At 43.3% G+C, this 16,677-nt stretch carries 12 protein-coding genes and 1 riboswitch; of the genes, 1 reads left to right on the forward strand and 11 read right to left on the reverse strand.

Annotated elements, in window-relative coordinates:
- Nucleotides 1–20 precede the first annotated feature (20 nt).
- The 4 genes from FZC88_RS14445 to uvrB form a co-directional block, all read right to left on the reverse strand.
- Nucleotides 21–1,154, reverse strand: coding sequence for a DUF4097 family beta strand repeat-containing protein (locus FZC88_RS14445; protein WP_148995390.1), 1,134 nt, complete (start codon nt 1,152–1,154; stop codon nt 21–23).
- Nucleotides 1,155–1,176: 22 nt separating this feature from the next.
- Nucleotides 1,177–1,491: a magnetosome magnetite crystal formation protein family gene (locus tag FZC88_RS14450; protein ID WP_113970834.1), complete on the reverse strand. Its 315-nt coding sequence runs from the start codon at nt 1,489–1,491 to the stop codon at nt 1,177–1,179.
- A gap of 217 nt (nt 1,492–1,708) precedes the next feature.
- Entirely contained in the window at nt 1,709–4,582 is a 2,874-nt protein-coding gene (gene uvrA, locus FZC88_RS14455; protein ID WP_148995391.1) for an excinuclease ABC subunit UvrA, read from the reverse strand.
- A gap of 7 nt (nt 4,583–4,589) precedes the next feature.
- Complete coding sequence (uvrB, locus tag FZC88_RS14460) at nt 4,590–6,572, reverse strand: excinuclease ABC subunit UvrB (RefSeq protein ID WP_148995392.1); 1,983 nt, start codon at nt 6,570–6,572, stop codon at nt 4,590–4,592.
- Between the two features lie 623 nt (nt 6,573–7,195).
- Between uvrB and FZC88_RS14465 the strand changes: the two genes are divergently transcribed.
- On the forward strand, nt 7,196–9,193 hold the full coding sequence (locus FZC88_RS14465) for an N-acetylmuramoyl-L-alanine amidase (protein ID WP_262371871.1): 1,998 nt from the start codon (nt 7,196–7,198) through the stop codon (nt 9,191–9,193).
- Between the two features lie 73 nt (nt 9,194–9,266).
- On the opposite strand, the gene FZC88_RS14470 is transcribed toward FZC88_RS14465, so the two are convergent.
- The 7 genes from FZC88_RS14470 to FZC88_RS24095 all read right to left on the reverse strand — a co-directional run bounded on the left by FZC88_RS14470 (nt 9,267) and on the right by FZC88_RS24095 (nt 16,123).
- A complete protein-coding gene (locus FZC88_RS14470; RefSeq protein ID WP_148995393.1) occupies nt 9,267–9,497 on the reverse strand; it encodes a CsbA family protein in 231 nt (76 codons plus the stop codon).
- A 72-nt stretch (nt 9,498–9,569) separates the two neighbouring features.
- Nucleotides 9,570–10,211 carry an HD domain-containing protein gene (locus FZC88_RS14475; RefSeq protein ID WP_148995394.1) on the reverse strand — a complete coding sequence of 214 codons (642 nt, stop codon included), beginning with the start codon at nt 10,209–10,211 and terminating at the stop codon, nt 9,570–9,572.
- Nucleotides 10,212–10,288: 77 nt separating this feature from the next.
- Nucleotides 10,289–11,059 carry an alpha/beta fold hydrolase gene (locus FZC88_RS14480; RefSeq protein WP_187443637.1) on the reverse strand — a complete coding sequence of 257 codons (771 nt, stop codon included), beginning with the start codon at nt 11,057–11,059 and terminating at the stop codon, nt 10,289–10,291.
- A gap of 70 nt (nt 11,060–11,129) precedes the next feature.
- A complete protein-coding gene (locus FZC88_RS14485; protein ID WP_148995396.1) occupies nt 11,130–12,305 on the reverse strand; it encodes a phosphoglycerate dehydrogenase in 1,176 nt (391 codons plus the stop codon).
- 2 nt (nt 12,306–12,307) lie between these two features.
- Nucleotides 12,308–13,387, reverse strand: a complete 1,080-nt coding sequence (gene serC, locus FZC88_RS14490; protein ID WP_148995397.1) for a 3-phosphoserine/phosphohydroxythreonine transaminase — start codon at nt 13,385–13,387, stop codon at nt 12,308–12,310.
- A 753-nt stretch (nt 13,388–14,140) separates the two neighbouring features.
- Nucleotides 14,141–15,463: a TrkH family potassium uptake protein gene (locus FZC88_RS14495; protein ID WP_187443638.1), complete on the reverse strand. Its 1,323-nt coding sequence runs from the start codon at nt 15,461–15,463 to the stop codon at nt 14,141–14,143.
- A gap of 3 nt (nt 15,464–15,466) precedes the next feature.
- Nucleotides 15,467–16,123, reverse strand: a complete 657-nt coding sequence (locus FZC88_RS24095) for a potassium channel family protein (RefSeq protein WP_187443639.1) — start codon at nt 16,121–16,123, stop codon at nt 15,467–15,469.
- 240 nt (nt 16,124–16,363) lie between these two features.
- A riboswitch (cyclic di-AMP (ydaO/yuaA leader) is annotated at nt 16,364–16,502 on the reverse strand.
- Nucleotides 16,503–16,677: the final 175 nt, after the last annotated feature.

Consider the following 16,677-nt stretch of genomic DNA (forward strand, 5'->3'; position numbering starts at 1 on the left):
GTTATTCCTTCTTTCTCATCTTATGCGTTGTCCTTATTAACATTCTTCTGTTCATGCTTTTTTATGAGGACAGATCCTGCTTTTGTTTCCGCAAAAAGATGAAGCTTATCGTCTGAATCGGTTTTACGACTGAAACGAATCGACTTTTGGACCACTTCATTTTTTTCTTCCAATACATCAATACCCTGCAGTTCAAGCTTAAAACCACCGAAGTTTGATTTTGCCTCTCCGGAAATGTTGATGTTTTCAGGAACGAATAAATCGATGTTGCCCGTTACCGTTTTTGCGTGAAGCGTGTCGGCTTTCTCCCCGGTCAAGGCACAAACCACGTTTCCGTTCAGGGATTGCACATCTGAGATTGAGATATCCCCTTCGACATGGACCTTTCCGTTTATGGATTCTGCTTCAACATGGTGGGCTTTCGCGTTCAGGATTGAAATCGCACCGTTGGATGTTTCCACTTCTGCTTTTTTCGCTGTCAGGTGATCGATATGAATCTTTCCATTAGCAGCCTTGGCACGAAGATCCTGGACATCTAAATGTTTTGCCTTTAATCCCCCATTAAATAAACGGACAGAAATCCTTTTATATTGATGTTTCGGAATGTAGAGTTTAGAGTCCACTTTCATCCACTTTAATTGCGTGGAGTAATACAGTGTATCCCCGTCTACAGCAAAGGACGTATTCTCCATGAACTGCTTTCTTGCTTCTTCATGATCTTCCGTACGATACACCTTGGCCTCACACTCCACCCGGACTTCCTCACCATCCCAGGGGATCAGTTCCACCTTTCCATTGGCCACATCTACATCGATTTTCTCGAAGTCTGTATCGGGCTGTTGAAACACATGAGACAGCTCCACCGATTGATTCCACTGAAAATCGAAATCAAAATTCTTAATCTTGTTCAAAGCGCTATTCATGAAATCAAGAAGCTTATCTTTCGGATTTCCCGAATGAGTAGAGTGCTCTTTCTCACCCTTTTTATCCTCTTGAAAGATGGACACAAATTCATCAAGGAAATCTTTTTCCTTTGGCTTTTCCTTTGATGGTTTTGGCTTTTGGTCCAATGCTTCCAATAATGCCACTGCTTCCTGTGCCGAAATCGTCCCATTTTCCAACATATCCAAAATGCGTTTGCGTTCTTCATTCATACTCTTTCATCCCCTTTGTTGATTATAAAAGTACTTTAATGCCTTTATATACATTCCAAATGACCACGACAACACTAAGTAATATGGCTAAACCGATCATGATGACGGTGAATATCGGCAATCCCGCACCGCTCGCGAAAACCCCCATATCCAAAAACAAGCCTGCAATCACAAGGGGCACCGCAACGACCGGTAATAAGTGAGATAAAAATGCTGCTTTTGCATCCTTTTTCACATAAGGATTATCTGATACAAAATAAACGATCAGCGGAAAAAGGAAGCCTGCAAAAAATATACTGAAATAGCACAGGGCTGATAATACCTTATTGGTCTCCATCTTATCTTCATCATCTCCTCTACTATTATTTACGATACGTGAAGCAAAAGGTTTCAATGCATTTGTTTGTAATCTTATTTTCACATAGTGGGAATGTTCTTCACTCCAACCTGAGGCTGATTTTAGGTAGGTATGGAGTTGTGGTTTTTGTTGAGGGATTGACGACGGGGATGGTTTTTAGTTAAAAAGAGAGATGCACTTCGCATCTCTCCCATCATCAATTCGTCACTTCTTCTTTTTCCCTAATCTTCTTCTTCATTCGTTCACGGTCGCGCTCAAGCACAGGTTTCAGGTATTTTCCTGTATAGGAACCTTGTACTTCAGCCACTTTTTCAGGGGTTCCGCTTGCAACAATCGTACCACCTTTGTCCCCACCTTCAGGACCAAGATCTACAAGGTAATCGGCTGCTTTAATGACATCGAGATTATGTTCGATGACGAGGACCGTATCTCCGTTTTCAACAAGGCGTTGAAGAACAACTAAGAGTCTCGCGATGTCATCCACATGAAGTCCGGTTGTCGGCTCATCCAGAATGTATAGAGAGCGGCCGGTAGAACGACGATGCAATTCTGAAGCAAGCTTCACACGTTGGGCTTCTCCCCCTGATAACGTAGTGGCGGGTTGACCTAATGTGATGTAGCCAAGTCCTACATCAAAGATGGTTTGCAGCTTACGTTTGATCTTCGGGATGTTTTCGAAGAATTTCACTGCGTCTTCGACTGTCATCTCAAGTACATCAGAAATATTTTTATCTTTGTATTTCACTTCAAGTGTTTCCCGGTTGTATCGTTTCCCGTGGCAAACTTCACATGGAACGTACACATCAGGAAGGAAGTGCATTTCGATCTTGATGATCCCGTCTCCGCGACATGCTTCACAACGCCCGCCTTTAACATTAAAGCTGAAACGGCCCTTTTTATAGCCACGAACTTTCGCTTCATTGGTTGTGGCAAATACATCCCGGATATCATCGAATACCCCGGTATAAGTAGCCGGGTTGGATCTTGGGGTACGACCGATTGGTGATTGATCGATATCAATGACCTTATCAAGGTGTTCCATCCCCTTCACTTCTTTATGCTCACCAGGTTTTGATTTTGCATTATGAAGCTTTTGAGCCAGTGACTTATGCAGGATTTCATTGATCAAAGTACTTTTACCGGATCCCGATACTCCAGTCACAGCTGTGAATATGCCTAATGGCAGCTTCACTTTGACGTTGTTCAGGTTATTTTCTTTCGCTCCCACAATCTCTAAGTACCGGCCATCCGGTTTACGTCTCTCCTGTGGAAGAGGGATGAACTTCTTCCCTGAAAGGTACTGACCCGTTAATGAGTTCGGGTCATCCATCACTTCCTGTGGTGTTCCAGCAGACACCACTTCTCCCCCATGAACACCCGCTCCGGGTCCGATATCGATGAGGTAGTCAGCTGCCATCATCGTATCTTCATCATGCTCTACTACGATCAAGGTGTTTCCTATTTCCCTCATGTTCTTTAAGGTGTCGATCAGTCGGTCATTGTCCCGCTGGTGCAATCCGATGGACGGCTCATCAAGAATGTAGAGGACCCCCGTCAGACGGGAACCGATTTGAGTCGCTAAACGAATCCGTTGAGCTTCTCCTCCCGATAGCGTTCCTGCTGCCCGGCTTAATGTGAGGTACTCAAGTCCGACATTGACCAGGAATCCGAGGCGCTCACGGATCTCCCTCAAAATAAGATTGGCAATCTTCATATCTTTTTCCGATAGCTCGAGCTTAAGGAAAAACTCCTCTGCTTCTTCAATCGAAAATGCCGTTACTTCCCCTATATGAAGAGAATCTACTTTTACTGCTAAACTCTCTTCTTTTAAACGGTGGCCTTTACAAGTTGGGCAATCCTGCTGCGCCATGTATTTCTCCATCTGTTCACGGATATAATCAGAGCTTGTTTCGCGGTAACGGCGCTCAACATTCGGTATGACTCCCTCGAAACGAAGATAGTTTTCACGAACCTGGCCGAAATCGTTCTCGTAACGGAAGTAAATCTCATCCTTGCCGGATCCATATAGGATCTTATCCATTTGTTGTTTCGGAATGTCCTTTACTGGCATATCCATCGGAATTTCATAGTGATCACATACAGCCTTAAGAAGAGACGGATAGTATTGGGAGCTTGTCGGTTCCCACGGAGCAATCGCATGCTCGTTCAAAGAGCGATCCCAATTCGGGATTATCAACTCCTTATCAACCTCAAGCTTCGTTCCCAATCCGTCACAGCTTGTGCAGGCACCGTATGGACTATTGAAGGAAAACATTCTTGGCTCAAGCTCTGTGATAGAGAAACCACAGTATGGACAGGCGTGATGCTCACTGAATAAAAGTTCATCTTCATCTATTACATCAATGATTACTTGACCGTCTGCCAGTCTCAGTGCAGTTTCAAGGGAGTCAGACAGACGAGCCGCCACACCATCTTTCACGACGATTCGGTCAATGATCACTTCGATGGAGTGCTTTTTATTTTTTTCCAGGGAGATTTCTTCTCCTAGGTCCTGGACTTCTCCGTTGATACGAACTCGAACAAACCCTTGCTTCTTGATTTCTTCAAGGGTCTTCACATGAGTTCCTTTACGGCCTGATACAACTGGTGCGAGTACTTGAAGCTTAGTTCTTTCCGGGTATTCAAGAATACGGTCGACCATTTGTTCAATGGTTTGGGAGGAGATTTCGATCCCGTGATTTGGACAAATCGGTTTTCCTACTCTTGCAAACAACAGTCTTAGATAGTCGTAAATTTCGGTTACCGTTCCTACAGTCGAACGTGGATTACGACTCGTTGTTTTCTGATCGATGGAAATAGCCGGGGACAATCCTTCGATGGCATCGACATCAGGCTTATCCATTTGACCTAAAAATTGACGGGCATAGGCAGAAAGGGATTCGACATAACGTCTTTGTCCTTCTGCATAAATAGTATCAAAGGCAAGGGATGACTTACCTGAACCTGAAAGCCCCGTTAAAACGACCAGTTTATCCCGGGGGATTTTAATATCTATATTCTTTAAATTGTGAGCTCTAGCTCCTTGTACGATTATTTGATCTCGCGCCATAGTTCGTTCATCCTTCCGCCTTGAGCTCAAGAATGGTATCACGAAGCTGTGCAGCTCGCTCAAAGTCCAATGCCTTGGCTGCTTCCTTCATTTCCACTTCTAAGCTAGCAATAAGTTTTTGTCGCTCCGGTTTAGACATATTCGAAACTTTTGTCTGTTCTCCTTCATAAACCCCTGCTTCTTCTGCGGCATGAGTTGCCCTGATGACATCACGGATTTCTTTTTGTATGGTCGTCGGGGTAACGCCGTGTTTTTCATTATATTCTTCCTGTATCGTCCGACGACGTTCTGTTTCATCCAGTGCTTTTTGCATAGAGTCGGTAATTTTGTCCGCGTACATGATGACCTTACCGTTACTATTACGAGCTGCACGGCCAATCGTCTGGATAAGGGAACGTTCAGAACGCAGGAACCCTTCCTTATCGGCATCCAATATGGTGACGAGCGATACTTCGGGAATGTCCAATCCTTCACGGAGCAGGTTGATTCCCACTAATACATCATATTTACCTAAACGGAGGTCGCGAATAATTTCAATCCGTTCCAAGGTTTTGATTTCTGAATGCAGATATTGAACTTTAATACCCATTTCCTTTAAGTATGCCGAGAGATCCTCAGACATTTTCTTCGTAAGGGTAGTCACAAGGACACGTTCATTTTTCTCGATACGTTCGTTGATTTCACCCAGAAGGTCATCGATTTGTCCTTCGATGGGACGTACTTCGATGATCGGATCCAGCAGTCCTGTTGGACGAATGATCTGCTCGACCATCTCAGGACTATGCTCCAACTCATATGGTCCTGGAGTTGCCGAAACATAGAGGAGCTGCTGGGTTTTCTTCTCAAACTCTTCAAAGCGCAGGGGACGATTGTCCATGGCTGAAGGCAGACGGAAGCCGTGATCCACAAGCACCTTTTTACGGGCCTGGTCCCCGTTAAACATCCCCCTGATTTGAGGTAACGTCACATGGGACTCGTCGACCACAATTAAGAAATCGTCTGGAAAATAGTCCAGAAGAGTATACGGAGTCGATCCTGACGGCCTTAGTGTCAGGTGACGGGAGTAGTTTTCAATCCCCGAGCAAAAGCCCATCTCCCTCATCATTTCTAGATCATAACGTGTCCGCTGCTCCAGACGCTGAGCCTCGAGCAGTTTATTTTCTTCTTTCATGATGACTAATTGCTCTTCAAGTTCTTTTTCAATATTTTTGATGGCTACCTGCAATTTTTCTTCACGGGTTACGAAGTGGGAAGCCGGGAAAATCGCGATATGGTCTCGTTCGCCCATGATTTCACCTGTCAGGGCATCCACTTCACGAATCCGGTCAATTTCATCTCCGAAAAACTCTACACGCATACAGTGTTCATCCCGGGAAGCCGGGAAAATTTCCACTACGTCGCCTCGCACACGGAAAGTTCCACGCTGAAAATCGATGTCGTTTCGTTCATATTGGATATCCACAAGCTTACGCAGCAATTGATTTCGTTCGATTTCCATTCCTGTACGCAGGGAAAGAACGAGCTCCCGGTATTCCTCCGGGTTACCTAAACCGTAAATACAGGATACGCTGGCAATGATGATGACATCTTTTCGCTCAAACAAGGAAGATGTGGCGGAGTGTCTGAGTTTATCGATTTCATCATTGATGCTTGCATCCTTCTCGATAAACGTATCCGTCTGAGGAACGTATGCCTCCGGCTGATAATAGTCATAGTAACTGACAAAATATTCAACGGCGTTATCAGGGAAAAACTCTTTAAATTCACTGTAGAGCTGCCCCGCCAATGTTTTATTATGAGCAATGATGAGGGTCGGCTTTTCAACCTGCTTGATCACATTGGAGACAGTGAATGTTTTTCCTGTCCCTGTAGCTCCAAGTAAGGTTTGATGACGTTTCCCTTCATTTATGCCTTGAACTAATTTTTCAATTGCCAGGGGCTGATCTCCCTCTGGTTTATATTTAGACTTGAGCTCGAATTGATCTTTCACCGTGAAACCTCCTATTATAAAGGACTGCTACCTTGTATTTACCTACTTATATCCATCTTAAACACTGTCCATTCTTCTATACACATTCTACCACATTTCCTACAGTATTAACCAACAATAAGCGAACAAAAGTTCGTTTTTTTTATTTTTGTATAGTTCACATCATCCTGCTTGTGGATAACTTTTGAAGAAGAAAACGTTTAGAGGCTTGAATCATGATTTCGACATTTTACGGGAGGGAGCAAGGAGCATATAAGAAATTTTCGACATAATCCGAGCATTTCTATACACACCCTGTGCACAACTATGTGTATAAGTCGATATCCGTTGTGGAAAATCCCTAAACTTATTCACAATTCGTCAAATTTCTTGTGCACAATGTTGATGAATGCGGATTCAATTTGTGAATAACATGTCCACCCCCTTACTTATTCACACTATTCTTTATTTATCCACAATTAAGACATTTCTATCTGAAATGATTTCTATCACCTCATTAAGCTTTTCCCGACACAATTATTCATCTAGGCATATATCTAATAATTGATTGACTATTCTGTCTTATTTCCAATAAGCTTTCTTATAAGTTCTACAAAAAAATACATATTGTTTAGGAGGAATGTATGAAAAAATCTAAATGGCTACAAGTCGCCGGTTCCCTTAGTTTAACTGGATTCCTGCTGAGTTCCACAATCACCCCGATGTCACCATCGATCGCCTCTCATGGAGTGGCACAAGCTGAAGTTGTCGATTCACTCGAGTTGCAAAAGGCGTTCCAACAAGCAGCGCGGGAATTCAATGTCCCTGTTGAAATTCTACTTGCAGTGGGTTATAACGTATCACTGTGGGAGCATCATAACGGAAAGCCAAGTGCTTCCGGAGGCTACGGATTGATGCATCTTACGGATGTTAATACTGATAGTTTAGAAGATACCCACAGCGATGAACCCGCTCATATGTTTTTATCCGGTAAAGAGGACGCAGACACTCAACCGTTGGAAAATTCAGCCCTGAAAATAGAATCTACATTAGACATCAATGATTCAAAACTTCACACTCTGAATACCGCAGCTGAACTACTCTCTCTTCAACCAGAAACGTTAAAAGAAAATAAGAAGCAAAATATCCGCGGTGCTGCAGCAATTCTGGCACAGTATGCCAAAGATACCGCTGGAGGGACACCTTCTGATGTAAATGAATGGTACGGGGCAGTCGCTAAATACAGCGGTTCATCCGACTATACGGGAGCAAAGGACTTTGCGGACCGTGTATACGAGACAATCAACGCTGGAGTAACTAAACAAACAGAGGATGGCTCCTCCTTAACTTTAGCCGCAAAACAAACCAAACCGAATAAAGAATCATTCCAATCATTAAACTTAAAGATGGACACTGAAGAATCCGAAGCCGATTGTCCGAATGGCCTCGCATGTCATTACGTTCCGGCAGCTTACAAGAAAATTGACTGGGGTGGCGGGACCTACTATGAAACTTCATACGGCAATTACGACATTGCAAACCGTCCACATGACAATCAGGAAATCAAGTACATCGTCCTCCACGACACAGAAATCAGCTATGACTTAACCAAAACTGTGTTCCAGCGGGAATGGACTCAAGCTTCCGCTCATTATGTGATCCGTTCTTCCGACGGTGATATCACCCAAATGGTGGACAATAAAGATGTAGCCTGGCATGCTGGCAACTGGTATTTCAACTCCAAGAGCATTGGTATCGAGCACGAAGGTATCGCCATTGAAGGGGCAGCCTGGTATAACGAACAGCTGTATCATGCATCAGCCCGATTAGTAAAGCATCTTTCTAAAAAGTTCAATATTCCATTGGACCGCGATCATATCATTGCCCATGATGAGATACCCGGGACGACAGCTGCAAGACAACCTGCTATGCACTGGGATCCAGGTCCATTCTGGGATTGGGCACATTATATGCAAATCCTTGGAGCTCCCCTGGAGTCAGGAAAAGGACAAAAAGGCATCGTCCAAATCCGACCGAATTTCAAAACAAACAAACCGATCCTTCAGACTCCATCAGGAGAACCTGTACCTGAACAATCGGCAAATTTTGTGTATTTGTATACAGCTCCAAGCTTTGATGCTCCGTTAATCAAAGACGCTGCCCTACCGAACGCCCACCCACTCGATGCGTCCAATTGGGGCAACAAGGCGGTTACAGGGCAAACCTTTTACAAGGCAGAAAAACAAGATGACTGGACAGCGATTTGGTACGCAGGACAAAAAGCGTGGTTTTATAACCCTAAAGGAACGAATACAACAAAAGGATCAGGCATTGTGATCACACCTAAGGAAGGAACTTCGGGCATCCCTGTTTATGGACTGGCCTATCCAGAAGAAGAAGCTTTTCCTGATGGCATCCCGGTAAGAGGAATGTCTCCTCTTCAGTACACGCTTACTTCTGATCAAAAGTATGTAGCAACCGAGAAAGTAAAAGGAAGCTACTACAGTGCACCTGTTTACACGTACAACCCAGAGACGACTCATAAAATCGTCTGGGGGAATGATGAATTCTATCTTATTCACTTAAACCACCGCCTGGCCTTTGTAAGAGCCAGCGATGTAGATGTTGTAGCTACTCCATAAAAAAAACATGGGCTGTCTTTTTAAAAAAGACAGCCCATGTTTTTCAAGAACTTCTATACACCTGTCACCAAAATCATGCACTTCTCTTCGCTTTTTTCATCATCCGGTCGCTGTACCAGAATCCGACTGTCAACGAAGCCGCGTCGACGACAATAAGGAACCATGAATCTGTATAACCCTTTGAAACCGAGGCCGCAATGAGGGCTACGGTCAAGATCAATCCGACATAGTGATTATACGTCACCCGTGTGAACAGAACGACAAGCAATCCTGGTAAAAATAAACCTAAAATGATTTTAGACACGTTCAACTCTCCTTAAAGATAAGGGAATAACACATATTCTACCGAAGTTTTCCCTATCTGGAAAGGGTTTTCCTACTCCTCACCCTGCTGAATTAACCTCTGGGTCCTTTCCTTCAACTCACTATGAGGGATGAATTTTTCAGAAAGCATATCAGGCAGGATGTATTCCAAGAAGTATTGTACACACTCCAGGTCCTTGTATTTCACAATCGTCGACAGGGCTTCTTGATAAATTTCAATAAATAGAGGTTCCGGATTCCCTTTTTGAATTTCTCCAAAGGATTCATACAGAAGATCGATTTTGTCTGCGACAGATAAGACCCTTCCTTCTAGGGTTTCGTCTTTTCCCTCTTTAAACCGTTCTCTGTACACTTCTTGAAATTGCGGGGGAAATTCTGTAGTAATGAATTTATTGACCATCTGATCTTCTACCTGACTGAAGAGCTCACGCAACTCTCCCGATGCATACTTTACAGGGGTCTTGATATCACCTGTGAAAAGTTCGGCGTAGTCATGATTCAAGGCTTTTTCATACAGTGCTTTCCAGTCAATTTCTTTCCCGTTCTGTTCTTCCACCGTTCCTAAAAACTGTGCAATTTTGGTCACCTTAAACGAGTGGCTGGCTACGTTATGCTCGTGATACTTAAATCGCCCAGGACAGCGAATGAGGGTTTCAAGGTCGGATAAGCTTTTAAAATAGTGATGAATTCCCATTGTATTCTCCTCTCATTGATCGACTTTACTTTATGAAAATAGTATCAAGTAGAAGGAATAAGAGCAAAGATAATCCATTATACCTCAGCTTCCAACCCTTCTATTTCTCCTAACAGTATATTATTTAGAGCATCGTGATAACGTGTGGGAATTTGATGAGAGGCTCCTGGTATCACATATATTTTCTTAGGATAGCAATCGTTATACAGTTTAAGATGAGAATTGATCCAATCCGATCTTTCTCCATAAATCAAGAGTAGCGGGATGGGAAGCTTCTCTACCTGCTTTATTCCATCATAATGAAGTGATTGCTCGTAGAACTTATACCAAATATGGGGGTTCGCCTTATTCATATGACCCCTGAGCTTCTCACGCTCAAGCTTGTCCTTGAAATGCGCTCTGGAAATAATCCCGGATAGGCGGGCAGGGTGGTCACGAACCATTTTCATGCCCATATGGTGCATCCATTTCAGCTTGGGATTCGTGACTTTCGGATATCCCCCAACCAGGATGAGGGAGGACACCCGATCTTCATAGGTACAGGCGAATGTTTGCCCTACTATTCCTCCTGCAGAATATCCAAGCATCACACAGTCAGAAATATTCAGGTGGTCGAGGATCGCCTTTATGTCCTCTACAAACTCAGCGATACATATATTCTGATCCAAGGTAAAGGAGTCTCCATGTCCTGTTAAGTCCGGAATGATGAGGCGGAAGTGCCTGGAAAGTACATGCTGCTTAATGAAGGTCATCCTTCCCATGCCCGGGGGATGGATCAAGACCAGGGGAGTCCCCATTCCTAAATCGTCAAAATAAAGATCTCTATCCTTTAAATGAATCATCGCCATAAAAATAAATCCTCCCTCAACCGCTTTACTACACATTGTTCTCGGGTTAAGGGAGTTCTAGTCACTTTATTTAAATGAGGCGGACGGAAACAACACCGTGTATTTCTTTCATCCTGCTTTTCACTTGATGTTGTTCTTCTTCGAGGAGTTTCTGATCCAAATCAATCATGGTATAGGCCCACGTATGTTTACTGCGGTTGATCATATCTGCGATGTTGACCGCACACCCGGAGAGAACATTGGCGATTTGACTGACCATATTCGGGATGTTTTGGTGCATGACTGTCACACGCATTTTCCCGCTATAAGGCAGCTCCACGTCAGGCAGGTTCACAGCATGCTTAATATTACCCGTTTCAAGATATGTTTTCAGCTGCTTTGTCGCCATGATGGCACAGTTTTCCTCCGATTCTACGGTAGATGCGCCCAGGTGAGGAACAGGGACGACGTTTTTCATGTTCAATACCTTTTTATTAGGGAAATCCGTCACATATTTACGGACAATTCCTGCTTCAAGGGCCTTTTCCAGAGCATCTTCTTCCACAAGCTCACCTCTTGAAAAGTTCAAGATCGTCATACCCTTTTTCATCTTCGTGAAGCCTTCTTCACTCACAAAGCTTGCCGTTTTGTCTGTTAGTGGAATGTGTAACGTCACAAAATCACACTCTGCCCATACCTCTTCAATATGATGAGCGCGCTTCACATCCTGGGATAAACGCCACGCTGCGTCCACTGATATAAATGGATCATAGGCGACCACATCCATCCCAAGGGACAGGGCATCATTTGCGACAAGGACGCCAATCGCTCCCAAGCCTACGACACCAAGCTTCTTCCCTTTAATTTCACTTCCTACGAATTCTTTTTTCTTTGCTTCTACGACACTTGGTACATCTTCCTCTGTTTCTCTTAAAGTGTTTGTCCAGCCGACAGCAGAATATAAGTTACGTGAAGAAGCGATCAAATTAGCCAGTACGAGCTCTTTCACGGCGTTTGCATTGGCACCGGGAGTATTAAAGACAACAATTCCTTTTTCCGTACAGTAATCAATCGGGATATTATTGACTCCTGCTCCTGCCCGGGCAATGGCTTTGACTGAAGCCGGAAAAGAGTAATCATGCAAATTCTTTGATCTGACCAGGATTCCATCGGGATCCCCATTCCCATTCAGATGGTAGTTCAGGTCATCCTCGATCAGTGAAAGTCCGCTTTGACTTATGGCATTGTACGTATTGATTGAAATCATGTTCATACTCCCCCTTGCTCAGACTCAAATTTTTTCATGAAACCGATCAGTGCTTCCACACCTTCAAGCGGCATGGCATTATATAAACTTGCTCGCATTCCGCCCACGGAACGATGTCCTTTTAAAAATTCAAACCCTTCTGCCTTGGCTTCTTTTAGAAACCTGGCATCCAGCTCCTCATCACGTGTTGAAAAAGGGATGTTCATTAAGGAACGATTCTTTTCCGGGACAGGGTTATGGAATAAAGATGATTCATCTATACAGGTGTATAAAAGACCTGCCTTCCTCTCATTATCAGCCTGCATCCCTTCGACTCCTCCATTTTCTTTCACCCACTCCAGTACAAGTTTTAAAACATAAATAGAGAAGGTCGGGGGCGTGTTAAAGAGTGAATCATGCTTTACATATGTTTCGTAATTCAGCATCGTTGGACATGTATTAGATGCTTGACCGACCAGGCTGTCATGAATGATCGCCACCGTTACACCCGAAGGACCCAGATTCTTCTGAGCACCTGCATAGATCATCCCAAAGGAGGAAACGTCTATTTTCTCAGAAAGGATATGAGATGACATATCGGCTATAAGTGGAATGCCTCCGGTTTCAGGCCACTTATGATAACGCGTTCCTTCAATAGTATTGTTGGAGGTAATATGTACATAGCTTGACTGTGGTGAAAAATCTTCTGGTGTATAAGCAGGTATCTCAAACTTCTCATGGGGTGATAAAGTTCGGGCATTCCCAACCTTCTCCGCTTCTTTGACAGCTTTCTTCGACCAGCTGCCGGTCAGGACATAATCAGCTTCTTGATCTGAACCCAGTAAGTTTAGTGGAATCATGGAAAACTGCAGGGATGCCCCTCCTTGCATAAATACGACATGGTAATCATCCGGGATCGAGAGCAGTTCACGCAATAAACTCTGAGCTTCTTCTATTATATTTTGGAAAGGAGCAGATCGATGACTCAATTCCATCACAGACATACCCGTTTCCTGATAGTTCAATAATTCGCCTTGAACCTTTTTCAGAACAGGCTCAGGTAACACCGCAGGACCAGCAGAAAAATTATACACACGCTTCAACAACAGCACCGCCTAAAGTTCAGAATTTTTCAACAGTATAATCGGGCACAGTGGTTTAGTCAATATCAAAAACCAATGATGAAAACGCTTAACAAAACCGTTTTTAGACTCATGCGTGGTTATGGATTGATTCTTTGTCGTTTTTGAAAAAAGCTCATTTCATAAACATTGTGGCATTACATAACTTCCCAAAAGTGAATTTTTGTTTTGGATGAGTGGTAGTGCGAAAACATGGACCGTTCCTTTCCGCTCCACTCTGTGCTTCTCCTAATGATGTATAGCCAATACAAAAAGCTCCTATTATAGGAATATTGAGCGTTTTTTTTATAAAATATCTATATAGGAGTAAAAGAAAATTTTATGTTTACTCATGAATCGAGGGATCATTAAATTATCTTTCAAATGAACTAAACAATGCTCCCACCGTAAGTAACTTCATTTAAAGAGAGTAGTAGCCGTATTCTATATTAAGCTTTGCCATGAATTTTTTTATAGATGGTAAGTGGAACTGCGAAGACTATTGCGGATTTCCGGCGTGCCCAGACCCCGTTCTGCTAAGCTTAGGAGGCTCACCCGAACGCTATCTGCAAGCTGAGCGGTTCCCCTTATCATCTAGCAAACATTTATTGACAGAGCCCTGGCAGATTCAATTTTATTTATCACAAGCTTTACGAAAAGAGCCTAAAAAAATAAAAAAACAGCTCCCCCACTTACCCGCAGAGGGCAAAATGAAGAGAGCCGGTTGGTTGAGCATTAACCTGTTAAAATATCTTCTTTTGGATAGCGGATCTTTTCTTTGTCTGGTCTGGATAGGGAGAAGGCCAGTGTGAGGGGGCCAAGTTTCCCGACAAACATCACGATGATAATGATCCATTTACCTATCGCTGTCAAGGATCCTGTAATCCCCATGGACAACCCCACCGTTCCAAAAGCTGATACCACTTCAAAGAGAATAGCCAGGAAAGAAGCATTCTTTTCCGTCATATCAAGGAAAAACAGGGCCGTAAAAACAAGGAGGACACTGATCATCGACACAGCCAAAGCTTTAAAAATATAGTTTTGATCGATCGTACGACGAAAAATACGAATTTCTCTTTTCTCCTTTAAGAAAGCAAACACACTCAATGAAATCACAACAAAGGTGGTCAGCTTGATTCCTCCACCTGTTGAAGCACTTCCGGCCCCGATGAACATCAAAAGAATCGTAAGCAGCAATGTGGAGCGTTCCATGCTGCCATAATCAAGCGAGTTAAAACCGGCCGTACGGGGGGTGACCGCTTGAAAATAGGAAGCGAATAGTTTATCAAGGAATGGTAACTGAGCCAGTGTATTCGGGTTATTATACTCCAGGATGAAAATCATCATAAAAGCGAATACATTGATGACAAATGTCCCTACTACCATGATTTTCGTATGAAGTGAAAGTTTGCGAATCGTTTTCGATTTCCATAGGTCCACTAAAACAGTGAATCCGATCCCTCCTACAATAAACAGAAACGAAATTGTGATGTTGACGATGGGATTTCCCACGTACCCCATTAAACTATCGGACCACAGAGAGAATCCTGCATTATTAAATGCGGAAATCGAATGAAATATACTGACGTAAAGCCCTCTTCTCCAACCGAATTCAGGAACCCATTCAGACGCCAGTAATAGGACGGCAAATCCTTCAACAAGGAAGGAAAAGATAAATAAATATTTTACAAGCTTGATGACCCCTCCTACAGACGTCTGATTTAATGCCTGTTGAAGAAGAAGCCGTTCTTTAAACCCGATTTTCTTACCGAGCATCATAAAGATCAAGACGGCAAAGGACATGATGCCAAGTCCCCCGATTTGGATCAGACTCATAATGACCACTTCTCCAAAGAGGGTGAAGGCATCTCCTGTATCAACGACCGCAAGCCCTGTAACCGTCATGGCGGAAGTCGTCGTGAACAAGGCATCAAGCCATGTAATCGATTCTGTGGTGGCAAACGGCAGCTTAAGCAAACCCATTCCTACTATGATGAAGAATAGAAATGTCACAACGAGAAGTTGAGGAGGGCTTAACCGGATCACCTTATGTTTCATAGGTTATACACCTTCTTTTTCAAATCGATTGATATCCCTGTTATGTCCAATGACGATCAATAGATCTTCCATTTTTATGACTTCATCGGCAGAAGGAGATACAATGACTTCCTCCCCGCGGTGAATGGCAATGATATTACAACCGAATTTCGCCCGGACATCCAGATCAATTAACGTTTTGCCCGCCACCTTTTTAGAGGCACGCACTTCAACTATACTGTGCTCTTTGGATAGTTCGATATAATCAATGATCTTTTCTGACGTAATGTGATGGGCAATTCTTCGCGCCATGTCACGTTCAGGATGAATGACTTTATCGGCCCCGATACGGTCCAATACCTTCTGATGATAAGAGTTCGAAGCTTTGACCCATACTTCTTTAACCCCTAATTCTTTTAAAAGTAAGGTGGTAAGAATACTTGCTTCTATATTATCCCCAAAGGACACGATCACGTGATCAAAGTTTCTGAGTCCAAGGGATTTCAATACAGATTCATCCATGGCATTCGCCTGCACGGCATGCGTGGCAATGTCTACATAATGCTGGACGACATCATGATGAATATCAATGGCTAACACTTCAACATCCAGATCAGCCAATTCCTGAACCAGATTCCCTCCAAATCTCCCTAATCCAATAACCGCAAATTGCTTTTTCATGATGAAATCCTCCAAAACCTTTTTAATAGCTTAACCATCTAGTACTTCTTCATTACAACAAAAGCCCAAGTGACTTCAAAAGAAGCGATAACATAAGGCGAACCTGGCGGGGCTTCCTGTGCCTTTATGGCAGGTTTGACTCATGACTTCTCGCCTCCAGCCTCCTGAGCCGGGCTTCTAAACAACGCAAAAAGACCAGCAGGAACTAAGCCTGTGGTCATCCATAATCGATCACAAGTATCATCCTCTCCCATTACGCTTACGAGGTTAGCTGACGGATTCGGGTTATGGAAGTAGCCCTACCTTTCAAAAGAAAGGATTCACCCCTTTAAAATACTCGGGTCCCCCGCTTCAAAAATGAATTAAGCGATAAAGAATATTCATTTGATGATAGATATATTACTCCTCTCCTAATTCGTTGTAAATAGGTTTTATGTAAAAATTTTTTAAATGAAAAACAGGCAAAATTATCTCAATCCATCCAGCATTTACAGTTCGTTAAAAAGGTTTCTCTTTTCTGTATCAGGGGAATAGCATACATAAGTATTACGAAA

The organism is Rossellomorea aquimaris, from assembly GCF_008180865.1.
Lineage (GTDB): Bacteria > Bacillota > Bacilli > Bacillales > Bacillaceae_B > Rossellomorea > Rossellomorea yichunensis.